This window comes from Actinoplanes sp. NPDC051411, assembly GCF_040682075.1.
Taxonomy (GTDB): domain Bacteria; phylum Actinomycetota; class Actinomycetes; order Mycobacteriales; family Micromonosporaceae; genus Actinoplanes.
The window spans coordinates 18,215-35,728 of sequence record NZ_JBFBAD010000064.1 but is presented as its reverse complement, the minus strand read 5'-3'; the positions used below and the strand labels follow the sequence as shown (position 1 = coordinate 35,728).

14 protein-coding genes are annotated in these 17,514 nt (G+C 71.3%); 3 read left to right on the top strand and 11 right to left on the bottom strand.

Annotation, left to right across the window (positions count from 1 at the left end; all coding sequences use genetic code 11):
• Window positions 1-2: 2 nt before the first annotated feature.
• A complete protein-coding gene (gene xylB / locus AB0M88_RS30940) occupies window positions 3-1,403 on the bottom strand; it encodes a xylulokinase (RefSeq protein ID WP_364108477.1) in 1,401 nt (466 codons plus the stop codon).
• Window positions 1,404-1,413: 10 nt separating this feature from the next.
• A complete protein-coding gene (gene xylA / locus AB0M88_RS30935; protein ID WP_364108475.1) occupies window positions 1,414-2,601 on the bottom strand; it encodes a xylose isomerase in 1,188 nt (395 codons plus the stop codon).
• 89 nt (window positions 2,602-2,690) lie between these two features.
• On the opposite strand from xylA, the gene AB0M88_RS30930 reads away from it, so the two are divergent.
• Entirely contained in the window at window positions 2,691-3,794 is a 1,104-nt protein-coding gene (locus tag AB0M88_RS30930) for an ROK family protein (protein ID WP_364108554.1), read from the top strand.
• A gap of 2 nt (window positions 3,795-3,796) precedes the next feature.
• Here the strand turns inward: AB0M88_RS30930 and AB0M88_RS30925 are convergent, their stop codons facing one another.
• Window positions 3,797-4,225 (bottom strand): MarR family transcriptional regulator, encoded by a 429-nt coding sequence (locus tag AB0M88_RS30925; RefSeq protein WP_364108473.1) that lies wholly within the window; start codon window positions 4,223-4,225, stop codon window positions 3,797-3,799.
• 99 nt (window positions 4,226-4,324) lie between these two features.
• On the opposite strand from AB0M88_RS30925, the gene AB0M88_RS30920 reads away from it, so the two are divergent.
• Entirely contained in the window at window positions 4,325-5,455 is a 1,131-nt protein-coding gene (locus AB0M88_RS30920) for a PP2C family protein-serine/threonine phosphatase (protein ID WP_364108470.1), read from the top strand.
• 299 nt (window positions 5,456-5,754) lie between these two features.
• On the opposite strand, the gene AB0M88_RS30915 is transcribed toward AB0M88_RS30920, so the two are convergent.
• The 4 genes from AB0M88_RS30915 to AB0M88_RS30900 form a co-directional block, all read right to left on the bottom strand.
• Window positions 5,755-7,452 carry a VWA domain-containing protein gene (locus tag AB0M88_RS30915; RefSeq protein WP_364108468.1) on the bottom strand — a complete coding sequence of 566 codons (1,698 nt, stop codon included), beginning with the start codon at window positions 7,450-7,452 and terminating at the stop codon, window positions 5,755-5,757.
• Window positions 7,453-7,702: 250 nt separating this feature from the next.
• On the bottom strand, window positions 7,703-8,755 hold the full coding sequence (locus AB0M88_RS30910; protein ID WP_364108465.1) for a lactonase family protein: 1,053 nt from the start codon (window positions 8,753-8,755) through the stop codon (window positions 7,703-7,705).
• Window positions 8,756-8,767: 12 nt separating this feature from the next.
• On the bottom strand, window positions 8,768-9,328 hold the full coding sequence (locus AB0M88_RS30905) for a hypothetical protein (RefSeq protein WP_364108463.1): 561 nt from the start codon (window positions 9,326-9,328) through the stop codon (window positions 8,768-8,770).
• Between the two features lie 101 nt (window positions 9,329-9,429).
• Window positions 9,430-10,218 (bottom strand): hypothetical protein, encoded by a 789-nt coding sequence (locus tag AB0M88_RS30900; protein ID WP_364108461.1) that lies wholly within the window; start codon window positions 10,216-10,218, stop codon window positions 9,430-9,432.
• A gap of 141 nt (window positions 10,219-10,359) precedes the next feature.
• Between AB0M88_RS30900 and AB0M88_RS30895 the strand changes: the two genes are divergently transcribed.
• Window positions 10,360-11,973, top strand: a complete 1,614-nt coding sequence (locus tag AB0M88_RS30895; RefSeq protein WP_364108459.1) for a BTAD domain-containing putative transcriptional regulator — start codon at window positions 10,360-10,362, stop codon at window positions 11,971-11,973.
• Window positions 11,974-11,982: 9 nt separating this feature from the next.
• On the opposite strand, the gene AB0M88_RS30890 is transcribed toward AB0M88_RS30895, so the two are convergent.
• Genes AB0M88_RS30890 through AB0M88_RS30875 form a run of 4 tightly spaced genes read right to left on the bottom strand, consistent with a single transcriptional unit; the run spans window position 11,983 to window position 17,317 of the window.
• Window positions 11,983-12,582 (bottom strand): ATP/GTP-binding protein, encoded by a 600-nt coding sequence (locus AB0M88_RS30890; RefSeq protein WP_364108457.1) that lies wholly within the window; start codon window positions 12,580-12,582, stop codon window positions 11,983-11,985.
• On the bottom strand, window positions 12,563-12,946 hold the full coding sequence (locus AB0M88_RS30885) for a DUF742 domain-containing protein (protein ID WP_364108455.1): 384 nt from the start codon (window positions 12,944-12,946) through the stop codon (window positions 12,563-12,565). Before AB0M88_RS30885 ends, AB0M88_RS30890 begins: the two co-directional genes overlap by 20 nt.
• Window positions 12,936-13,358, bottom strand: coding sequence for a roadblock/LC7 domain-containing protein (locus AB0M88_RS30880; RefSeq protein WP_364108552.1), 423 nt, complete (start codon window positions 13,356-13,358; stop codon window positions 12,936-12,938). Before AB0M88_RS30880 ends, AB0M88_RS30885 begins: the two co-directional genes overlap by 11 nt.
• Window positions 13,355-17,317, bottom strand: coding sequence for a nitrate- and nitrite sensing domain-containing protein (locus AB0M88_RS30875; RefSeq protein ID WP_364108453.1), 3,963 nt, complete (start codon window positions 17,315-17,317; stop codon window positions 13,355-13,357). Before AB0M88_RS30875 ends, AB0M88_RS30880 begins: the two co-directional genes overlap by 4 nt.
• Window positions 17,318-17,514 lie beyond the last annotated feature (197 nt).

The window sequence follows — 17,514 nt, the reverse complement described above, 5'->3', positions numbered from 1 at the left end:
GGTTAGCGGGGACGATCGAGAACGGCCTGCTGGGCGGCGGCGTACTGCTCGCGGATCAGCGGGACGGGCTTGTCCTCGTACGTCTCGGGGGCCTCGGCCGACCAGGTCGGCGCGGCGTCGCCGCCCAGGGTGACCCACGCGGCCTGCCGCGCGGCGCCGTCGGCGACGTATTCGCCCGGCGGCGGCACCAGGACCGGCTTGCCGAACAGGGCCGGCGCGATCCGCCGGACCGCCTCGCTGCGGGCGCCGCCGCCGACCAGCACGATGCGGTTGGCCTGGGCACCGCGCGCGACCAGCGCGTCGAGGCCGTCGGCCAGCGCGCACAGCATGCCCTCGACCGCGGCCCGGGCCAGGTGCGCCGGGTCGGAGGTCTTGAGCGTGAGACCGTGGATCGCACCGGTCGCGTCGGGCCGGTTGGGGGTGCGCTCGCCCTGAAGATAGGGCACCAGGACCAGGCCGTCGGCGCCGGCCGGGGCGGAGAGCGCGAGCCGGGACAACTCGTCGTGGTCGACGCTGAGCAGCTTGGCCGCGGCGTCGAGCACCCGGGCCGCGTTGAGCGTGACCACGATCGGCAAGAACCGGCCGGTCGTGTCGGCGAACCCGGCCACCGCGCCGCTCGGGTCGTTGGGCGCCACGTCGGAGCTGACGAAGACGGTGCCCGAGGTGCCGATCGAGACGATCACGTCGCCGGGCAGCGCGCCGGTGCCGAGCGCGGCCGCCGCGTTGTCGCCCGCGCCCGGGCCGAGCGGAATTTTCTCCTTGATATGCCCGGCGATGCCCGTGGGACCGAGCACCTCCGGCGTCCCGATCGCCCGGCCGAACCCGAGTTCGAGCAGGTCGGGCCGGTATTGGTTGGTCGCCGCCGACCAGTACATCGTGCCGCTGGCGTCGGAGCGGTCGGTCTTGATGTCGTCGAGGCTGGTCGACCCGGAAAGCTTCCAGGTCAGCCAGTCGTGCGGCAGGCAGACCGCGGCGACCCGGGCCGCGTTTTCCGGCTCGTTGCGGGCGAGCCAGCGCAGCTTGGTCAGGGTGAAGCTGGCGACCGGCACGATGCCGACCGCCTCGACCCACTTCTCCGGACCGCCCAGCTCGGCGGTCAGGTCGGCGGCCGCGCCGGCGCTGCGGGTGTCGTTCCACAGCAGCGCCGGGCGGACCACCTCGCCGTTCTCGTCCAGCACCACCATGCCGTGCTGCTGCCCGGCGACCGAGACGGCGGCGACGTCGTCGAGCCCGCCGGCCTCGGCGATCGCCGACTGCAGGGCCGTCCACCAGGCGTCCGGATGCACCTCGGTGCCGTCCGGATGGCTCGCCCGGCCCTGGCGGACCAGCTTGCCGGTCTCCGCGTCGCGGATGACCACCTTGCAGGACTGGGTGGAGCTGTCGATCCCGGCTACGAGCGTCATCTCTTGATCCTCAGCTGGCCTTCATGACGTGGTCAATGGCGAGCTGGTGCAGCTTGACGAAACCGTAGCCGGGCTGCCCGGCCGCGTCGGCGTCGAAGTCCTCGAACGCGCTGCGGTCGTTGAGCAGGTCCTGGTAGGTCTCGCCCTCGTTGAGGGTCGGCTTGCGCAGCTCGGCGACCTTGCTGGCGGCCAGCGCCTCCTGCACCGCCGGGTCGGCGCGGAACGCCTGCGCCCGCTCCTTGAGCAACAGGTACATCCGGATGTTGGCCTTGGCCGACTCCCAGACGCCGTCGAAGTCTTCCGTGCGGGACGGCTTGTAGTCGAAGTGGCGGGGGCCGTCGTAGGCCTGGCCGCCCTCGGGGTTGCCGTGCTCGAGCAGGTCGACCAGGGCGAACGCGTTGAGCAGGTCGCCGTGGCCGAAGACCAGGTCCTGGTCGAACTTGGGGCCGTGCTGCCCGTTGAGGTCGATGTGGAACAGCTTGCCGTGCCACAGCGCCTGGGCGATGCCCTGGGCGAAGTTGAGGTTGGACATCTGCTCGTGGCCGACCTCGGGGTTGATGCCGAACAGCTCCGGCCGCTCGAGGTCGTTGACGAACGCGATGGCGTGGCCGGCGGTCGGCAGCAGGATGTCGCCGCGGGGCTCGTTGGGCTTGGGCTCGATGGCGAAGCGCAGGCCGTAGTTCTTGTCCTCGGAGTACTGCGCGAGCAGGTTGAGGGCCTCGGCGTAGCGGTCGAGGGCGGCCTGGATGTCCTTGGCGACGTCGTATTCGGCACCCTCGCGGCCACCCCAGAGCACCAGGGTCTTGGCGCCCAGTTCGGCGCCGAGGTCCATCTGGCGCATGACCTTGCGGATCGCGTAGCGCCGGACGTTGCGGTCGTTGCTGGTGAAGCCGCCGTCCTTGAACACCGGGTGGGTGAACAGGTTGGTGGTCACCATCGGCACGATCATGCCGGTCTCGTCGAGCGCCTTCTTGAAGTTGGCGATGATGCCGTCGCGGGTGTGCGCGTCGGCGCCGAACGGGACCAGGTCGTCGTCGTGGAACGTGATGCCGTAGGCACCGATCTCGGAGAGCTTGTGCACCGCTTCGATCGGGTCGAGGGCGGGACGGGTCGCGTCGCCGAACGGGTCACGCGCCTGCCATCCGACGGTCCACATGCCGAAGGAGAACTTGTCATCGCGTGTGGGTTGGACCGGCACGGTTACCTCCACGTAACAGATGGGATTTGTTTATTGGTTGAATTATTTGAGGACGGTGTGGCATTGTCAAGGGCGTGACGGGCCGAATGATGACTGCATCCAGTGCCCCCGTCCGGCAGTCGAGCGTGCGCGCTCATAATCTCGCGCTGGTGCTGCAGACTGTGGCAAACCGGGCAGATCAGCCATCACGTGCGGCCATCGCCACGTTCACCGGGCTCACCCGGGCCACAGTCTCCGCGCTGGTCGACGACCTGATCGCCGGGGGGCTGCTGGTGGAGCTCGACCCGCCGCCGCGTACGGGAGCAGGCCGGCCCGCGGCCGGCCTGGCCCTCTCCCCCGATGGCCCGGCGGGGTTGGGTTTGGAGATCAACGTCGACTATCTGGCGGCGTGCGTCGTCGACCTGGCCGGCACCGTGCGGCATCGGGCCGTGCGTCCGACATCACCGGCGGCCGCGCTTCACGATCTCGGCCTGCTGGCCGGCGAGGTCGCGGCGGCCGCGTCCCGGGACGGATTGACACTGGCCGGGGCCGCGCTCGCCGTGCCCGGCCTGGTGACGCCGTCGGGCATCGTGCGGGTGGCGCCCAACCTGGGCTGGCAGGACCTCGACGCACCGGCCGTGCTCGGGGCCATGCCCGGCCTGACCGGCCTGCCGATCTCGGTCGACAACGAGGCGAATCTGGCGGCGCTGGGCGAGTTGCTTTCACGTTCGGACACGCCGACGTTCCTGTACGTCTCGGGTGAGGTCGGCATCGGGGCCGGGATCGTGCTCGACGGGGCGCTGTACCGCGGCGGGCGCGGGTGGAGCGGCGAGATCGGGCACGTCACGGTCTATCCGGACGGGAGGCCGTGCCGGTGCGGGGCCAACGGATGCCTCGAGCAGTACGCGGGGCAGTCGCAGGTGGCTTCGGATCCGGCGCTGGCGGCGTCGGCGCTGGGGATCGCCCTGTCGGCGGTGGTGAACCTGCTCGACATCGGGGTGATCGTGCTCGGCGGGGCCTACGCGCCGGTCTTCGACCAGCTGCGGGACGGAATCGAGGCCGAGTTGCGGCTCCGGGTGCTGACGGCCGGGCTATCACCGGTCGTGCTGCGGCCGGCGGTGCTGGGCGCGGACGCGGCCATGCGGGGTGCCGCCGACACGGTGGTGCGCGAGGTTCGCGAAAACCCGGCCGCCTGGCTGGCCCCGGCAAGCTGACATCAAGCAGATTTGGCCGAGGACTCGCCCGTGTCGGCGGCCGCGGCGGCGAACTCGGTCAGGCCCCGCAGCAAGGCGGCCCGGCCGGAGGCCGACATGCGCTCCAAGACGCCGCCGAGCGCGTCCCGGCGGATCGAGCGGAGCTCGCCCAGCAGGATTCGCGACGACGGGGTCAGGTAGAGAGCGATCTCGCGCCGGTCGGCCTGCCCCGGCACCCGTTCGACCAGGCCGGAGGCGACCAGGCGGTCGCAGAGGCGGCTGGCCGAGGAGAGCAGCATCTTGAGCTCGGCGGCAAGTCCACCGAGATTTATGCCTTCTGCCCGCTCGACGGCGAGCAATGCGTTGAGCTGGGGCCAGGAGAGTCGGGGCGTGACCTGCTCGCGAGCGATGTCGAACGCGACCAGCAGCGTTTGCGCGGCGTCATCGATCACCGCGGCATGCATCGGGTCCGGCCCATCCGGCCCATGGTGAACGGCCATGGTGCAGCAGACACTACCGGTACGGCGGGGCGTGTTCGAGGAGGTTGGCCAGTGATCGAGCGGCTTCTGGCGGTTCGGCGGACGCTGACCGGCTCAGCGGCCGACACGCTGCCCGAACGGCTGGCCGAGGCACTGCACAAGGAGTACGCGCTCACCCGGGCCGAGTTGCTGCTGGTGGACTACCGTCTGGCCACCCTGCTGCCGGTGACCGGAGGCGAGCCGGTGACCGGGGCCGGGGAGCCGCCGTGGCACTGCTTCGACCATCAGTCCGAGGTGATCGAGGGAACCGACCTCTTTCTTCCAGTGACCTCCCGGGGCGAGCGCATCGGCGTGCTGTGCTGCTCACCCGCGCCCGACGACATCGACGTACGGGGAGAACTGGCCGAAGTCGCGACGCTGGTGGCCCACGAACTCCAGGCGGCCGCCGCCGGAACCGACCGCTACCGGGTCGCCGCCCGCACCCGGCGGCTCACACTGGCGGCTGAGATGCAGTGGGAACTGCTGCCCGGGCGCAGCCGCAGCGGACCGGCGTACAGCCTGGCCGGGCAACTCGAGCCGAGCTATTCGGTCAACGGTGACAGCTTCGACTGGGCCGAACACGACGGCCGGCTGTACCTGTCCGTGCTCAACGGCATGGGCGAAGGCGTCTCGGCGTCCCTGCTGACGGCGCTGGCCACACAGGCGCTGCGCAACGCCCGCCGGGCCGGGATCCCGCTCGCCGACCAGGTCGCCCTCGCCGACCAGGCGTTGTTCGCCGAACACCGGGGCGAGCAGCACGTCTCGGCGCTGCTGCTCGAACTCGACCTGGCCTCGGGTTCCCTGACGGTGATCGACGCGGGGTCGCCCCGGATGCTGCTGCTGCGGGACGGCTCGGTCGAGGACCTGCCGCTCGAGGCCCAGTTTCCGCTCGGCATGTTCGAGGGGTCCGACTATGTGGCCCAGAAGTTTCCGCTCCGCACGGCCGACCGGCTGTTCATCGTCAGCGACGGGGTGGCCGAGGCGGCGGCGGCCGCTGGACGCTACGGGAATGCGGCGCTGACCCGCTTCGTGCGGCGGACGCGGGTGATGGCGCCGCTGCAGGCGGTCCGGTCACTGCTGGGCGACCTGCGAAGCTTCCTCGGCAGCGGCGAACTCGAAGATGACGCCGTCGCCGTCTGCCTCGACTGGACCGGGATCGTCTGAACGAGTGGCACTGTCAGCCCCACGGTCGATCAAAGCTGTAGCGCCAAAAGCTCTCGATATCCCACAACAACATTGCGGATTACCGCTCCGCCGTTTTACGGGCGAGGTGCGTACGTATCAAAATTCGTATAGCTCCCAGGGAAAGAAGCCGGGAACAAACCGGCCCACGCGGCGCCGTCCCCCGCTCTGTCCCGCGGGAGTCCGAGGGCAGCGCCGTAGCGATGCACCTGAACTGGACCGGGGCCGTCTGAAATGCAGACGACCCCGGTGATGCCCGTTCTGAAATCAGCGCCGGATGATCAGCCCTGGGCGCCGGTGCGGTTGGCGATCGCCTCGAGGAAGATCTCACCGATCTTGGCCGGGTCTTCCGCGATGAACACGCCGCCGGCCGGCGTCGCGCTCGTGATCGTCTGGAGCTCGTTGCGGTCGACCTCGTTGCCGATGCCGATGATCACCAGGCGGACGGGCCGCTTGGGGTTGTTCAACTTCTTCAGCTGGGCGATCAGCGTGGCCTGCTTGATGCCCTCGGGGTTGTCGTTCTTGCCGTCGGTGAACAGGAGCACCGTATTGATCTTGCCCGGCTGCCAGGTGTCTTCCACGTTCTTGTAGGCCGCGAGCACCGTGTCGTAGAGGCCGGTGTTGCCGTCCTTCTTCGGCACGATCTTGGCGATCGCGTTCTGCAGGTCGGTGCGCCGGCTGGCCAGCGGGCTGATCGGCACGATCTCCTTGTACGGCTTGGTGCCGTCCATGTCGGTCGAGAACAGCCAGGTGCCGACCGCCCACTTGTCATCGAACAGGGCGAGGCCCTGTGTCGCGGCCCCCTGGGTCACCTTGGCCCGGGTCGCGCCGCCCGCGGTCGGCACCGGCTCGGCCATCGAACCGGAGACGTCGAAGACGGCGAGCACCCGGCCCGGCAGCGTGATCGCGGCCCAGCTGCCGAGAGCCTGGCTGAGCGTACTGGCGTCGAGACCCGCCGCGGCCGAACCGGCCGAGTTGGCCGCCGCGGTGACCGCCGGCGAGGCCGCCGGAGCGCCGACCGGCTTGGCGAAGCCCGTGCCGACCGAACCGTCGGCCGCCCGCAGGCCGGCCGTGGCCAGCGCGTCCTTGAACGAGCTGGACTGCAGCTGGGACCGTAGGGCCTCGGCCGCGCTCGACTTGGTGATCTCGATCTCGGGCATGACCGCGTAGGGGTAGTCCAGCGGCGGCGGGCTGGGCTCCATGTACAGCGCGACGAGCGGCACCGGCGGCTTCTGCGCGTTGTACGAGACCACGTCGGCCTCCGACAGCGGCGCCGCACTCAGGCTGGTCGCGATGTCGTTGGGATCGGCCGACTGCGGGAACTTCTGCAGCAGGTCGGGCTTGAGGTTGGAGGCACCCTGGGCGAGCGCCCGCAGGGCACCGACCTTGAGCGCCTGGGCCTTGTCGCCGGCCCCGGCCGCCTGGCCGAGCGCGAGCAGGCCGGACAGGCCGGTGGCGTCGCGGATCGGGTCGGTGGTGCCGGTGCGGATCTGGGTGTTGGTGGTCAGCAGACCGAGAAGGTCCTTCCACCCGAGCTTCTTGTCCGGCCAGCCGATGGTCTGCGCGACCGGCTCGGGCATGCCGACGACGATCGGGCTCTGCGCGAGCGGCTTGAGGTCGGTCGGGGTGAAGCCGGGCGCCTCCGACTTGAGGCGGAGCAGCCACGTCGACGAGTCGGCGATCCAGACGTCGGGCACCGCCGCGTCGGCGGGCGCGGCGGGAAGGCCGGTCAACGTGACCTTGTGCTCGCGGGCCACGGCGGACGCGACCGTCGCCGGAAGCATCGCCTGGACGTTGACCGCCACACACGTTCCGTTAACGTTCGCGCCGTCCTGGACCCAGCGCTGTGCGGCCGAGCTGACGGCCGGAGCGATCTCGGTGGCGGCGGCGACGTTCAGTTGGATGGAGCCGGTGCATTTGTGGTCGGACAGCTGCTGATAGCCGTAGTAAGAACCGGCGAGAACGACGACGATCGCCATTGCTGCTCCGACGACGCCCGCTCCTCTTACGTTGAAGTTTCGACGATGGCGACCTGACACGCGCTCCATACTGCGCATGACCGAACCTGAATGCCATATACGTTCGGCGGAAAGTTACTCGGATTGGCACGTCTTGCCGCCATGAATCACAAACAGTGATGAGGCCATTTCGATCAGTGCGGGAATCTGTCCGCTTTCGTGGATCCGGTCGTTTTTGTATAAATTTGTCAGGTCTCGCGCATGATCTGGTTCACTCGGCAACCAATGGAGTCCAGCGCAGCAGACATGTCGGGCTCGGCTCAGCACTCGGCTCACCCCGGAGCGCGGGCACCCCGGTCTGCGGATCGACCCGAAAGGTGCTCACGCTCTGTGACATCTGATTGGCTACGTAGAGGTAATCCCCGAGCAGGGTCATGTGCCGCGGCCACTCCCCGCCCGTCGGCACCTCGGCCACCAGCGTGGCCTGGTCACCGTCCCAACTGAAGGCGGAGACCGTGTTGGGCCCCCGGTTGGCCACGTAGACGAACCGGCCATCGCGGCCGGTGACGATCTCGGACGGGTAGTTGACGCCGGCCGCGCCCGAGGCGGTCACCTCGCCCTCCAGCACCAGCGAGCCGTCCGGGCCCGGCCGATACCACCCGAGAGTCCCGGACAGCTCTCCGACCAGCAGCAACGCGCCGTCGGCCGAGTGCCGCAGGTGGCGCGGGCCGGTGCCCGGCTTGGCCACCACGGCCGGCGGCAGCATCGTCAGCCGGCCCGAGAACGGGTCGAGACGGCACCGCCACACCCGGTCGGACCCGAGATCGGCGACCAGCCACTCACCCCGGTCGGGACGGACCATGTGCGCGTGCGGCCCGGCCTGCCGATCCGGATCCGGACCGCCTCCGACCAGGTCGAGCAGGTCGGTGCGCTCCCCCGGGGTGCCATCCTCGGCCAGCGGGTGTACGGCCACCGACCCGCTCGTGTAGTTGGCGACCAGCAGATGCCGGCCGTCCGGGGAGACCGCCAGGTGAGCCGGGTCGTCGCCGCCGGTCGGCCGCACCGCCAGCGGGGTCAGCGCGTGATCGTCGCCGACCGCGAACGCGCTGACCGTGCCGCCGTCGGCGAGCTCGTTCACCGCGTAGAGCACCGGACGGCGCGGGTGCTGAGCCAGGAAGGACGGCGACGGTGTGGGCGCGGCCAGGCCGAGCCGGGTCAGGACACCGGTCGCCGGATCGCGGCGGAGCAGCGAAATGCCCTCGCCGGCACCACCCTTGTCGCCGGTATAGCTGCCGACGAAGACGTACTCAGCGTTCGCGCCCATGCCCTGATCCCATCACACCGCGCCGAGGATCAAGGCGCGGGCCGCGTCCCGGCACGGCGCGTCGAGGGCCACCCGGTAGCGGGCGACGATGACGTCCCGTACGTCCGGCCGGCGGCCGCTGAGCCGGCGGGCCACCACGCCCTCGGCGGCCGGATAGCGGTCGGTCAGGCCCAGGGCGGCGACGACCTCGGGCAACGGCACCGGTACGCCGCTCTCGGTGGTGCCCATCGCGTCGAGCAACACGTCGGCGTAGCCGGTGCCGACCTCGGCGATCTCGGTGGTGAGCTCCGGACTGCCCGCTCCGGCGGTCAGGGCGGCGTACGGAAAAGAGCTCAGCCGCCCATCGGCCCGCCAGAGATAAAAGCGCCGGGCCTGGCGGCTGCCGTGCAGCCGCCAGCGCACGCCGGCGCTGCGCCCGGTTCGCCATCGCGGCCAGCGGAGGCAGTAGTACTCCTCGACCGCCTCGGCCCAGAGCCGGGCCACCCCGAGATCGCGCAGGCAGCGGACGTGACAGGCGCCGGGCCGGATCTCGTCGTCGGTCACCTCGGCGGCGAGCATCCAGGGCAGCACCACCCAGTCCTGCCCCTCCAGGCCGAGAACCAGCCGGGCGCAGAGCGAGCAGCGGCCGTGCGGACCCCCGTCCGACCCGCACGACCGCCGCTCCCCCGGCTCGCTCAGCTGTTCAACATGTCGTAGACGGCGGAGACCGCCTTCTGCTGCTCACCGGCGGCCGGCGCGGCCGGTGTCGTGGTGCTGTCGTAGCCGTCGTAGACCGCCGAGTAGGTGTGCGCCTTGACCTTGCCGGCCGCCGGGACCTTGAGGTCGAGCCGGGTGAGGCGGCCCCTGGCGTCGGTCGTCGCGGTGAACGGAACCGACTTCGCCTTGGCGCCCATCGCCTTGAGCGTGGCGTTGTCGACGATGTCCTCGACCCCGGTCTGGCCCAGGTCGGTGACTCCGCTGAAGTGACCGGCCGACGTCCGCTCGATCCGGCCGGCGCTGGCGAACACCTCGTGGGCGTAGCCCGGGTCGCTCTCCTGGCCGTACGCCAGCGGGCTGTTGTCCTTGTCCTTGATCTTGCTGGGGTCGATCAGCTGCCACTTGGCCGGGATGCGGGGCAGGCCGGGAGTGTTGGCCGGAGTGAACTTGATCTTCACCCAGGACCTGGTGTCGAGGATCAGGAACTTCATGTCGAGCGTGACCGGGACGCCGTCTTCCTTCTGGGTGATGCCGATCGAGATGGCCTTGTCGGGGGCGTCGACGATCCCGGCCAGCTTCCCGTCCGAGTTGGTGACGGCGAAGTGGTAGGGGCTGGACTTCTCGTCCGGCACCGCGGCCAGCAGGACCTCCGAGGGGGTCTTGGCCTTCGGGCTGTCGGTCTTGGCCGGCGCGTCGGTGCCGGCCGCGCTGCAGCCCGCGATGGAGACGAGTACGAGGGCACCGAGGCCGGCGATGCGAGCAGTCATGGCAATGGGTCCTTCTGCGAGGTGTCCGAAGTGACGGCCATCAGGCTGCTGGGCACGGCTGCTGGACCGCTGCCGCTATGCTGCTGCCGGCTGCCGTACTGCTGCCGTTCGATGTCTGCGCTGGTCAAGAGGGGGTCGGCAGTGCGCTTCGAGATCTTGGGCGAGGTGCGCGCGCTCCGCGAAGCCGACGTGATCGATCTTGGCCCGGCCAAGCAGCGGGCCGTGCTGGCCGTCCTGTTGCTGCAGCCCGGCCGCCCGGTCCCCACCCACCAGATCGTCGACGCGGTCTGGGGCGACGACCCGCCGGAAAACGGGGCCAACGTCGTCCAGAAATACGTGGCCGGCCTCCGGCGGGTGCTCGACCCCGACCGGGCGCCGCGCACCCCGGGCGAACTCCTCGCGCTGACCGGCAGCGGCTACGTGCTGCGCACCGACGAGGCGAGCGTCGATGCCGAGGAGTTCCAGGCCGCCTTGGCCCTAGCCGACACCCATCGGCGGGCCGGGCGCCCGGCCGAAGCCGCGCACGCGCTGCGAGGCGCTCTCGCGCTGTGGCACGGCGACGCGCTGGCCGGGCTCACCGGGCCGGTCTTCGACGCCGCCCGCACCCGGCTCACCGAGGCCCGGGCGAACGCGTGGGAAAAATGGTTCGAGATCGAGGTGTCGCTCGGCCACCACACCGCGGTCATCCCCGACCTCGCCCGGCTGGTCGAGGAGTTCCCGCTGCGCGAAGGGCTGCGGTCCCAGCTGATGATCGCGCTGCATCAGGCCGGGCGGCAGGCCGAGGCGCTGGCCGCGTTCCGCGACGCGCGGGCCTACTTCCTGGAGGAGTTCGGCGCCGAGCCGGGCGAGCGCATGCAGGAGGCCCACCGCAAGATCCTGCGCGGCGAGCCCTTCTACACCGAGCCCGTCGACCCCTGGGCCGGCTCCGCCGAACCCATCCCTACCGTCACCCCGAGCTCATCGGGCCCGACCGGGCCGCCGGTGCAGGCGGCCCAGATGTACGCGCCCCCGCAGCCCTACATGCCCTTCGCCGCGCCGACCTCGCCGCCCGCGCCGGTCCCGTCGGCCGACCCCTTCCTGTCGATGCTGGCCTCGGCTCAGAAAGCGGGCGGCCGGTTCCCGCTCGGCGAACTGTTCTTCGCGATCCTCGCGCCGCTCGTCTCGTTCGGCTTCGGCACCTGGTTCTACTTCGTCTATGCCGGCACCAAGCACCACGACCGGCGGCAATACTTCGTCGCCGGGTTCTATGCGGTGCTCCTGCTGGTCGGGTTCACGCTCGCGTTCGTGGTCGACCCCAGCCCGGTCGACAGCGACGTCTACACCACAGCCGAAAACGTCGGCTTCCCGCTGTTCCTGATCCCGCCGCTGATCTCGGCCGCGCACGGGGCGCTGGTCGCGGTGCACCTGGGCGCCGGCCGGGGCGACTGGGCGCGGCGCGAATCGGCCCGGCAACTGGCCGCGTTCGACCCGGCGCGGGCCCAGCAGATCGGCATCGGGCGGCCCGGCCAACTGCGCAGCTTCTCCGACGGCGGGCTGGTCGACGTCAACCACGCGTCGGCGGACGATCTGACGACGCTGCCCGGAATCGGGCCCGAACTGGCGTACCGGATCGTGCAGGACCGGCACCAGCGAGGCCCGTTCCGCACGGTCGACGACCTGGTCGCGCGGGGCGTGGTCAACGCGCGCCAGATGGGGCGGATCGCGCCGCGGCTGCTTTGCATCGCGCCGGAGGGCGTGCCGCACCGCTTCCTCTAGCGTCGGTCCCTAGCGGGAGCCGGCGGCCGTCAGCTGGCGGCGGGCCACGTATTCGACCAGCTCGATGAGCACGTTGCGGGCGCCCTTCGGTTCGCGGGCGTCGAACAGGACCACCGGCACGCCCGGATCGAGGTCGAGCGCACGGGCCACCGCGTCGGTCGCGAACCGCTGATCGGGATCGAAACAGTTGACGGCCACCACGAACGGGGTGCCGCGCTGCTCGAAATAGTCGATCGACGGGAAACAGTCGGCGAGCCGGCGGGTGTCGGCCAGAACCACGGCGCCCAGCGCACCCTCCGACAACTCGTCCCAGAGGAACCAGAAACGGTCCTGCCCCGGCGTGCCGAAGAGGTAGAGCTGCAGATCGTCGGTGATCGTGATGCGACCGAAGTCCATCGTCACCGTCGTGGTGGTCTTCCCCTCCACGCCCGAGAGATCGTCGGCACCGTCGACACCGGTGAGGATCTCCTCGGTCTGCAACGGGCGGATCTCGCTCACCGACCCGACCATCGTGGTCTTGCCGGCACCGAAGCCACCAGCGATCAGGATCTTGAGCGCCGTGGGAATGCGCGACGACCCGCCGTTGCGGTCAGAGCGCACGGAGTCCATTGACAACCGCCTTGAGTACGTCGACGTCGTGCGGCTGCGCGGCCGCTGGGGGTTCGTACAACGAGATGAGGCCTGCCGAGCGTAGATCACCGAGCAGAACCCGGACGACACCGATCGACAGATCGAGGGTGGAGGCCAGCTCGACGACCGAAATCGGCTCCCAGGCGGCCGACACGATCGCATGATGCTCGGGCTGCAGCCCGGGCGTCGACACGCCGTCCGGCACGACCGCGACCACGAACGCGACCAGGTCGAACTCGCCTCCGGACGGGGCGACCCGGCCCTGGGTCATCGCGTACGGCCGGACGACCGGCCCCGCGTCCTGGTCGAGCCAGTGCAGGTCGCCCGGAGAATCAGCCGGCATCGGAGGGCGCCGCCCCGGGCCGCTCGGGTGCGGTCATGTTCTGCCCGACCCGGGTGACGAGCATCGCCATCTCGTAGGCGATCAGGCCGAGATCGGCCTCGCTGGACGCGAGCACCGCCAGGCAGGCGCCCTGGCCGGCGGCGGTCACGAACAGGAACGCCGACTCCATCTCGACCACGGTCTGCCGCACCGGGCCGGCCTTGAAATGCCGGCTCGCGCCCTTGGCCAGGCTCTGGAACCCGGCCGCCATCGCCGACAGGTGCTCGGCGTCCTCCCGGTCGATCCCCGACGAGGCGCCCATCATGAGCCCGTCCGCCGAGAGCACCACAGCCTGCTGGGCCGTCGGCACCCGCTCCACCAGATCGTCGAGGAGCCAGGTGAGGTTCGCGGTCTGCTTTGTCGTTGTCACTATGCGTCCTTCTCCGGCCTGGTCACATCGGTCTGCTCGGAACCGGCCCCGCGGTCGCCAACCGCGGCGTCACCACCGGTTCCGTCTCCTGCGTCGTTATTGGTGTCGTCTTTTGCGTCGTCTTTTGCGTCGTGTTTTGCGTCGTGTTTTGCGTCCTCAACGGCGGCCGCGACGTTCACGATCGCCGGAAAGCTGACGGTAGCCGCATCGGCGAACGAGGCGCCCTCGCGCGATGCCCCGTTGCCCGTTTTCTCCAGGTCGGACGACTCCGGCGTGGAACCGGCCTCCCGGGATGTGGGATCGGCGGGCGGCTCCGCGCCGATCCGCGCCGCGTCGCGACGGCCGCGCTGGGTGCCCTGCTGCAGGGCGCTCATGATGGCCCGGATCTGCTCCGGCGGTCGCAGCGGGACGGTCTCCTCGTCGGGCAGCGCGGTCGGCGGGCGATGACGTAGCTGAGGCGCCAGGTTGGCCTGCCGCACCCGCCGGGGCAGCCCGTCCTCGGTGGACGGCCCCAGCTCTCCGGCCGCTTCCGGGCCGTCCGCACTCCCGGCGCCGCCGCGGTTGGCCCAGCCGCTGCCGGTTGGGCCGCCGCTGCCGGTTGGGCTGCCGCTGCCGGTTGGGCTGCCGCTGCCGAAGCCGCCGCCGCTGCCGGTTGGGCCGCCGCCGCTGCCGGTTGGGCCGCCGCCGCTTCCGGTGCCGAGGCTGCCGTCGGTGCCGGTGCCGCCGCCCCTGCCGAGGCCGCCGCCGCTGCCGAGGCCGCCGCCGCTGCCGAGGCCGCCGCCGCTGCCGAGGCCGCCGCCGCTGCCGAGGCCGCCGCCGCTGCCGTTTCGGCCGCCCGTGGAGGCAGGGCCGTCGGCCGGGTTCGGGGTCGGCCGGCCCAGCGCGGGCAGGCTGATGGTCGGGGCGTCCAGCGCGGGCAGGTCGAGACCGGCGGGCGAGCCCAGGCCGCCGGGCCAGCCGAGACCGCTCGGCAGGCCGCTTGCGGATGCCGAGCCCTCGCCGGGCTTGCGGTCGCCGGGCTCGGCCGATCCGTTCGCCAAGTTGTCGTCAGGCGTGCCGGTGCCGGTCGGGCGGTGAGTGCTCGGTCCGCCGATGCCCGGCCTGCCGTTGCTCGGCTCTTTGACGCTCGGCTCTTTGACGCCGGGGTCGCCGGCGCTCGGCTCATCGGTGCTCGGCTCATCGATGCCCGGCCTGTCGATGCCTGGCCCGTCGATGCCCGGCCTGTTGGCGGGCGGCGACGGTGGTGCCGAGGTCGGCGGGGCGAACATCGGCGCGGCCGAGGTCGGGGCCGGCGGGCCGGACGCGGCCGGGCCGGGCTGTCCGGCGTGGGGGAACAGCGGCGAGGACGAGGTCGGCGTCACCGGAGACTCCGGCGACCGCGGGGCCGGGATTCGGGGGCCGGCCAGGCCGGACGGCCCGGCCAGGTTGGAGAAGTCGGTGCCCGCGGGTCCGGTTCCGGGCGGGCTGTCGGGAGCGGTGGGCCCGGAGGGTGGGGCCGAGGCCGGCTTCGGGGCCGTCGGGCGGCGGTTGCGGCGGCGTTGGACCAGGCCGTCGGCGTTGAGTTCGCCGGCGGTGCTGCTCGGGGCCAGGCCGGGGCTCGAACCCGGTGCGCGGCTCGACGCCGGGCCGGTCAGGCCGAGCGCGCGGCTCGAGGCCGGGCCGGTCGGGTCGAACGCGCGCCCCGACGCCGGGCCGGTCGGGTCGAACGCGGGCCCCCGGGCCGAGTCGAGCCCGTCCAACGCACGACTCAAGGCCGCGCCGAGCCCGTCCGGCGCGGAGCTCGGAGCCGCGCCGAGCCCATCTCGCGCCGGGCCTCCAGGCGCGGCGAGCCCATCCGGCCCGAGGTTTGCAGCCGCTCCGAGCTGGCCCAGCGCGGGGCGCGGGGCGGGGGCCGGCCGGGCTGACGGCTGGGGTTCCCAGCCGGTTTCGGCCGGGTGCGGGGCGGTGCCGTTGATGGTGACCGGGCGGCCGGCCACCGAGACCTGGCCGGGGCCCTGCCGGGCGGCGAGCGACGGGTGGTCCTCGGTGCCCGAGCCGACCAGGGGGCGGTCCCACGCCTTGGAGGCGGGATCCGGGCCGACCACGACCAGGTCGCCGGGGATGAGAACTATCGCGGTCACACCGGCGTACGCGGACGGGCGCAAGGAAACCCGGATGCCGTGCCGGCCGGCGAGTTGCGCCACCACGAAGAGGCCGAGCCGGGCGCTGTCCGAGGGGTCGAAGTCGGGCGGTTCGAGCAGGCGGCGATTGGCCTCCTCGATCGCCTCCGGGCTCATGCCGAGGCCGCGGTCCTCGATCTCGATCGCGTAGCCGTTGGGCAGCACCTGGCCGCCGACCTGGACCCGGGTGTGGGGCGGGGAGAACGACGCCGCGTTCTCCAGCAGCTCGGCCAGCAGGTGGATGACGTCACCGACCGCGCGGCCGAGGACCGCCGACTGCTCGATCGTGCGGATGTCGACGCGCTTGTAGTCCTCGACCTCGCTGATCGCGCCGCGGACGACGTCGATCACCGGGACCGGGTTGCGCCAGCCCCGGCCGGGTGCCGCGCCGGCCAGGATGACCAGGTCTTCGGCGTGGCGCCGCATGCGGGTGGCGAGGTGGTCGACTCGGTAGAGGTCTTCCAGCTCCTGCGGCTCGGACTCGCGGCGTTCCATCTTGTCGAGAAGCGCGAGCTGGCGGTGCAGCAGGGTCTGGCTGCGCCGGGCGATGTTGAGGAACACCTCGTTGATGCCGCGGCGGACCGTGGACTCGTCGACCGCCGACCGCACGGCCGTCCGCTGCACGTCGTTGAACGCGTTGCCGAGCTGGCCGATCTCGTCCAGGCCGTACGCCAAGGGGGGCGTCTCCGCGTCGACGTCGACCTGCTCGCCGCGCTGCAGCCGCCGCACGACCGAGGGCAGGCGCTCGTCGGCCATCTCCTGGGCCTCGGCGCGCAGGCGGCCCAGCCGGCCGACGATCGAGCGGCCGATCTTGACCGAGACGATCAGCGAGATCACCAGGGCGAGCAGGCCGAGCACGGCGGCCAGGGCGAGACGCACCAGCACGCTCACCGCCAGCGGTGTCGCGCGCTTGGCCAGCGAGTCGGTGGCGTGGTCCTCGAACTCGCGCACCTGCTGGCCGACCGCGACGTAGGTCGGGCGGTAGACCGAGCTGGCGACCGGCGGCGGAGCGTCCACCTTGCTGTCCTGCACCAGCTGGTCGAGCATCTTGTCGAGCCGGATGTAGCCGTCGCCCGCGCTGAGCTCGACCCACTGGGCGCGCTCGTCGGCCGTCATGTCGTCGATGCCCTGGTCGAGCAGGTAACGCGCGGTGCCGACGTCCTGCAGCAGCTCGTTGCGCATGTCGGCGTTGAGCGACCCGGCGGCGGTCGCGCCGGCGACCAGCGAGTCGACCCGGCCGAGGTATTCCTCGCCGTTGCCGACCGTGGTCAGGGCCTTGAGCTCGCGGTCGATCGACTGGTCGTTGAAGGTGGCGCAGGCGGCGAACATCTTGAACGCGCCGTCGATGACCTTGTTGTAGAAGTTCTGCGCGCCGATCGCGTCGATCTCGCGGCGGTCGATGTGGCCGCGGTTGCCGTTCAGGCTGTCGAGTTCGGTGAAGATGCCGGCGATCCGGTTGCGGAGCGCGTCGTTGGCCGCGTTCTGCACCGCGTCGCCACCGGCCGTCTTGCGGAACTGGGCGGCGACCCGGTCGGTGGCCGCGCGCTGGTCGGCGAGCGCCTGGGGCAGCGTGCCGGTGCCCGAGAGGTATTCGACCGAGAACAGCCGCTCGCGCTGGAGCTGCCCGACCAGCTCGATGCCCGGGCTGCCGACCTGGTCGACCAGCGTGCGGGCGTGCAGCAGGTTGAACGCCGGTCCGGCGGTCAGGGTGGTCGCGAAGATCCAGAGCGCGAGGAACGCCACCAGCGGCACGGTGATCAACGCGATGATCTTCGAACGGATCGACCAGTTGCGGGTTCTCATCAGGCTCCGCCCGAGGGTTGGCTGCTTCTCATCGCATCGGCGATCTCATGAGGTCCCGCCTTGTACGCCTCCGCGAGGATACGTAAAACCTTCAATCACAGCCACCTCGACGATGAGGCAATTTGCGGACAGTGTCCTAATTGTTCAGGGACTTTGCGGTTGCGTGATCACTATCTGCACCGTCGTTGTTGCGACAC

Bases quoted from the DNA above. Each gene is read 5' to 3' on its own strand.
- AB0M88_RS30885 (WP_364108455.1), bottom strand. From the start codon at position 12,946: ATGCCGGCTGATTCTCCGGGCGACCTGCACTGGCTCGACCAGGACGCG.
- xylB (WP_364108477.1), bottom strand. From the start codon at position 1,403: ATGACGCTCGTAGCCGGGATCGACAGCTCCACCCAGTCCTGCAAGGTG.
- AB0M88_RS30930 (WP_364108554.1), top strand. From the start codon at position 2,691: ATGACTGCATCCAGTGCCCCCGTCCGGCAGTCGAGCGTGCGCGCTCAT.
- AB0M88_RS30915 (WP_364108468.1), bottom strand. From the start codon at position 7,452: ATGGCGATCGTCGTCGTTCTCGCCGGTTCTTACTACGGCTATCAGCAG.
- AB0M88_RS30900 (WP_364108461.1), bottom strand. From the start codon at position 10,218: ATGACTGCTCGCATCGCCGGCCTCGGTGCCCTCGTACTCGTCTCCATC.
- AB0M88_RS30890 (WP_364108457.1), bottom strand. From the start codon at position 12,582: ATGGACTCCGTGCGCTCTGACCGCAACGGCGGGTCGTCGCGCATTCCC.
- AB0M88_RS30910 (WP_364108465.1), bottom strand. From the start codon at position 8,755: ATGGGCGCGAACGCTGAGTACGTCTTCGTCGGCAGCTATACCGGCGAC.
- AB0M88_RS30875 (WP_364108453.1), bottom strand. From the start codon at position 17,317: ATGAGAACCCGCAACTGGTCGATCCGTTCGAAGATCATCGCGTTGATC.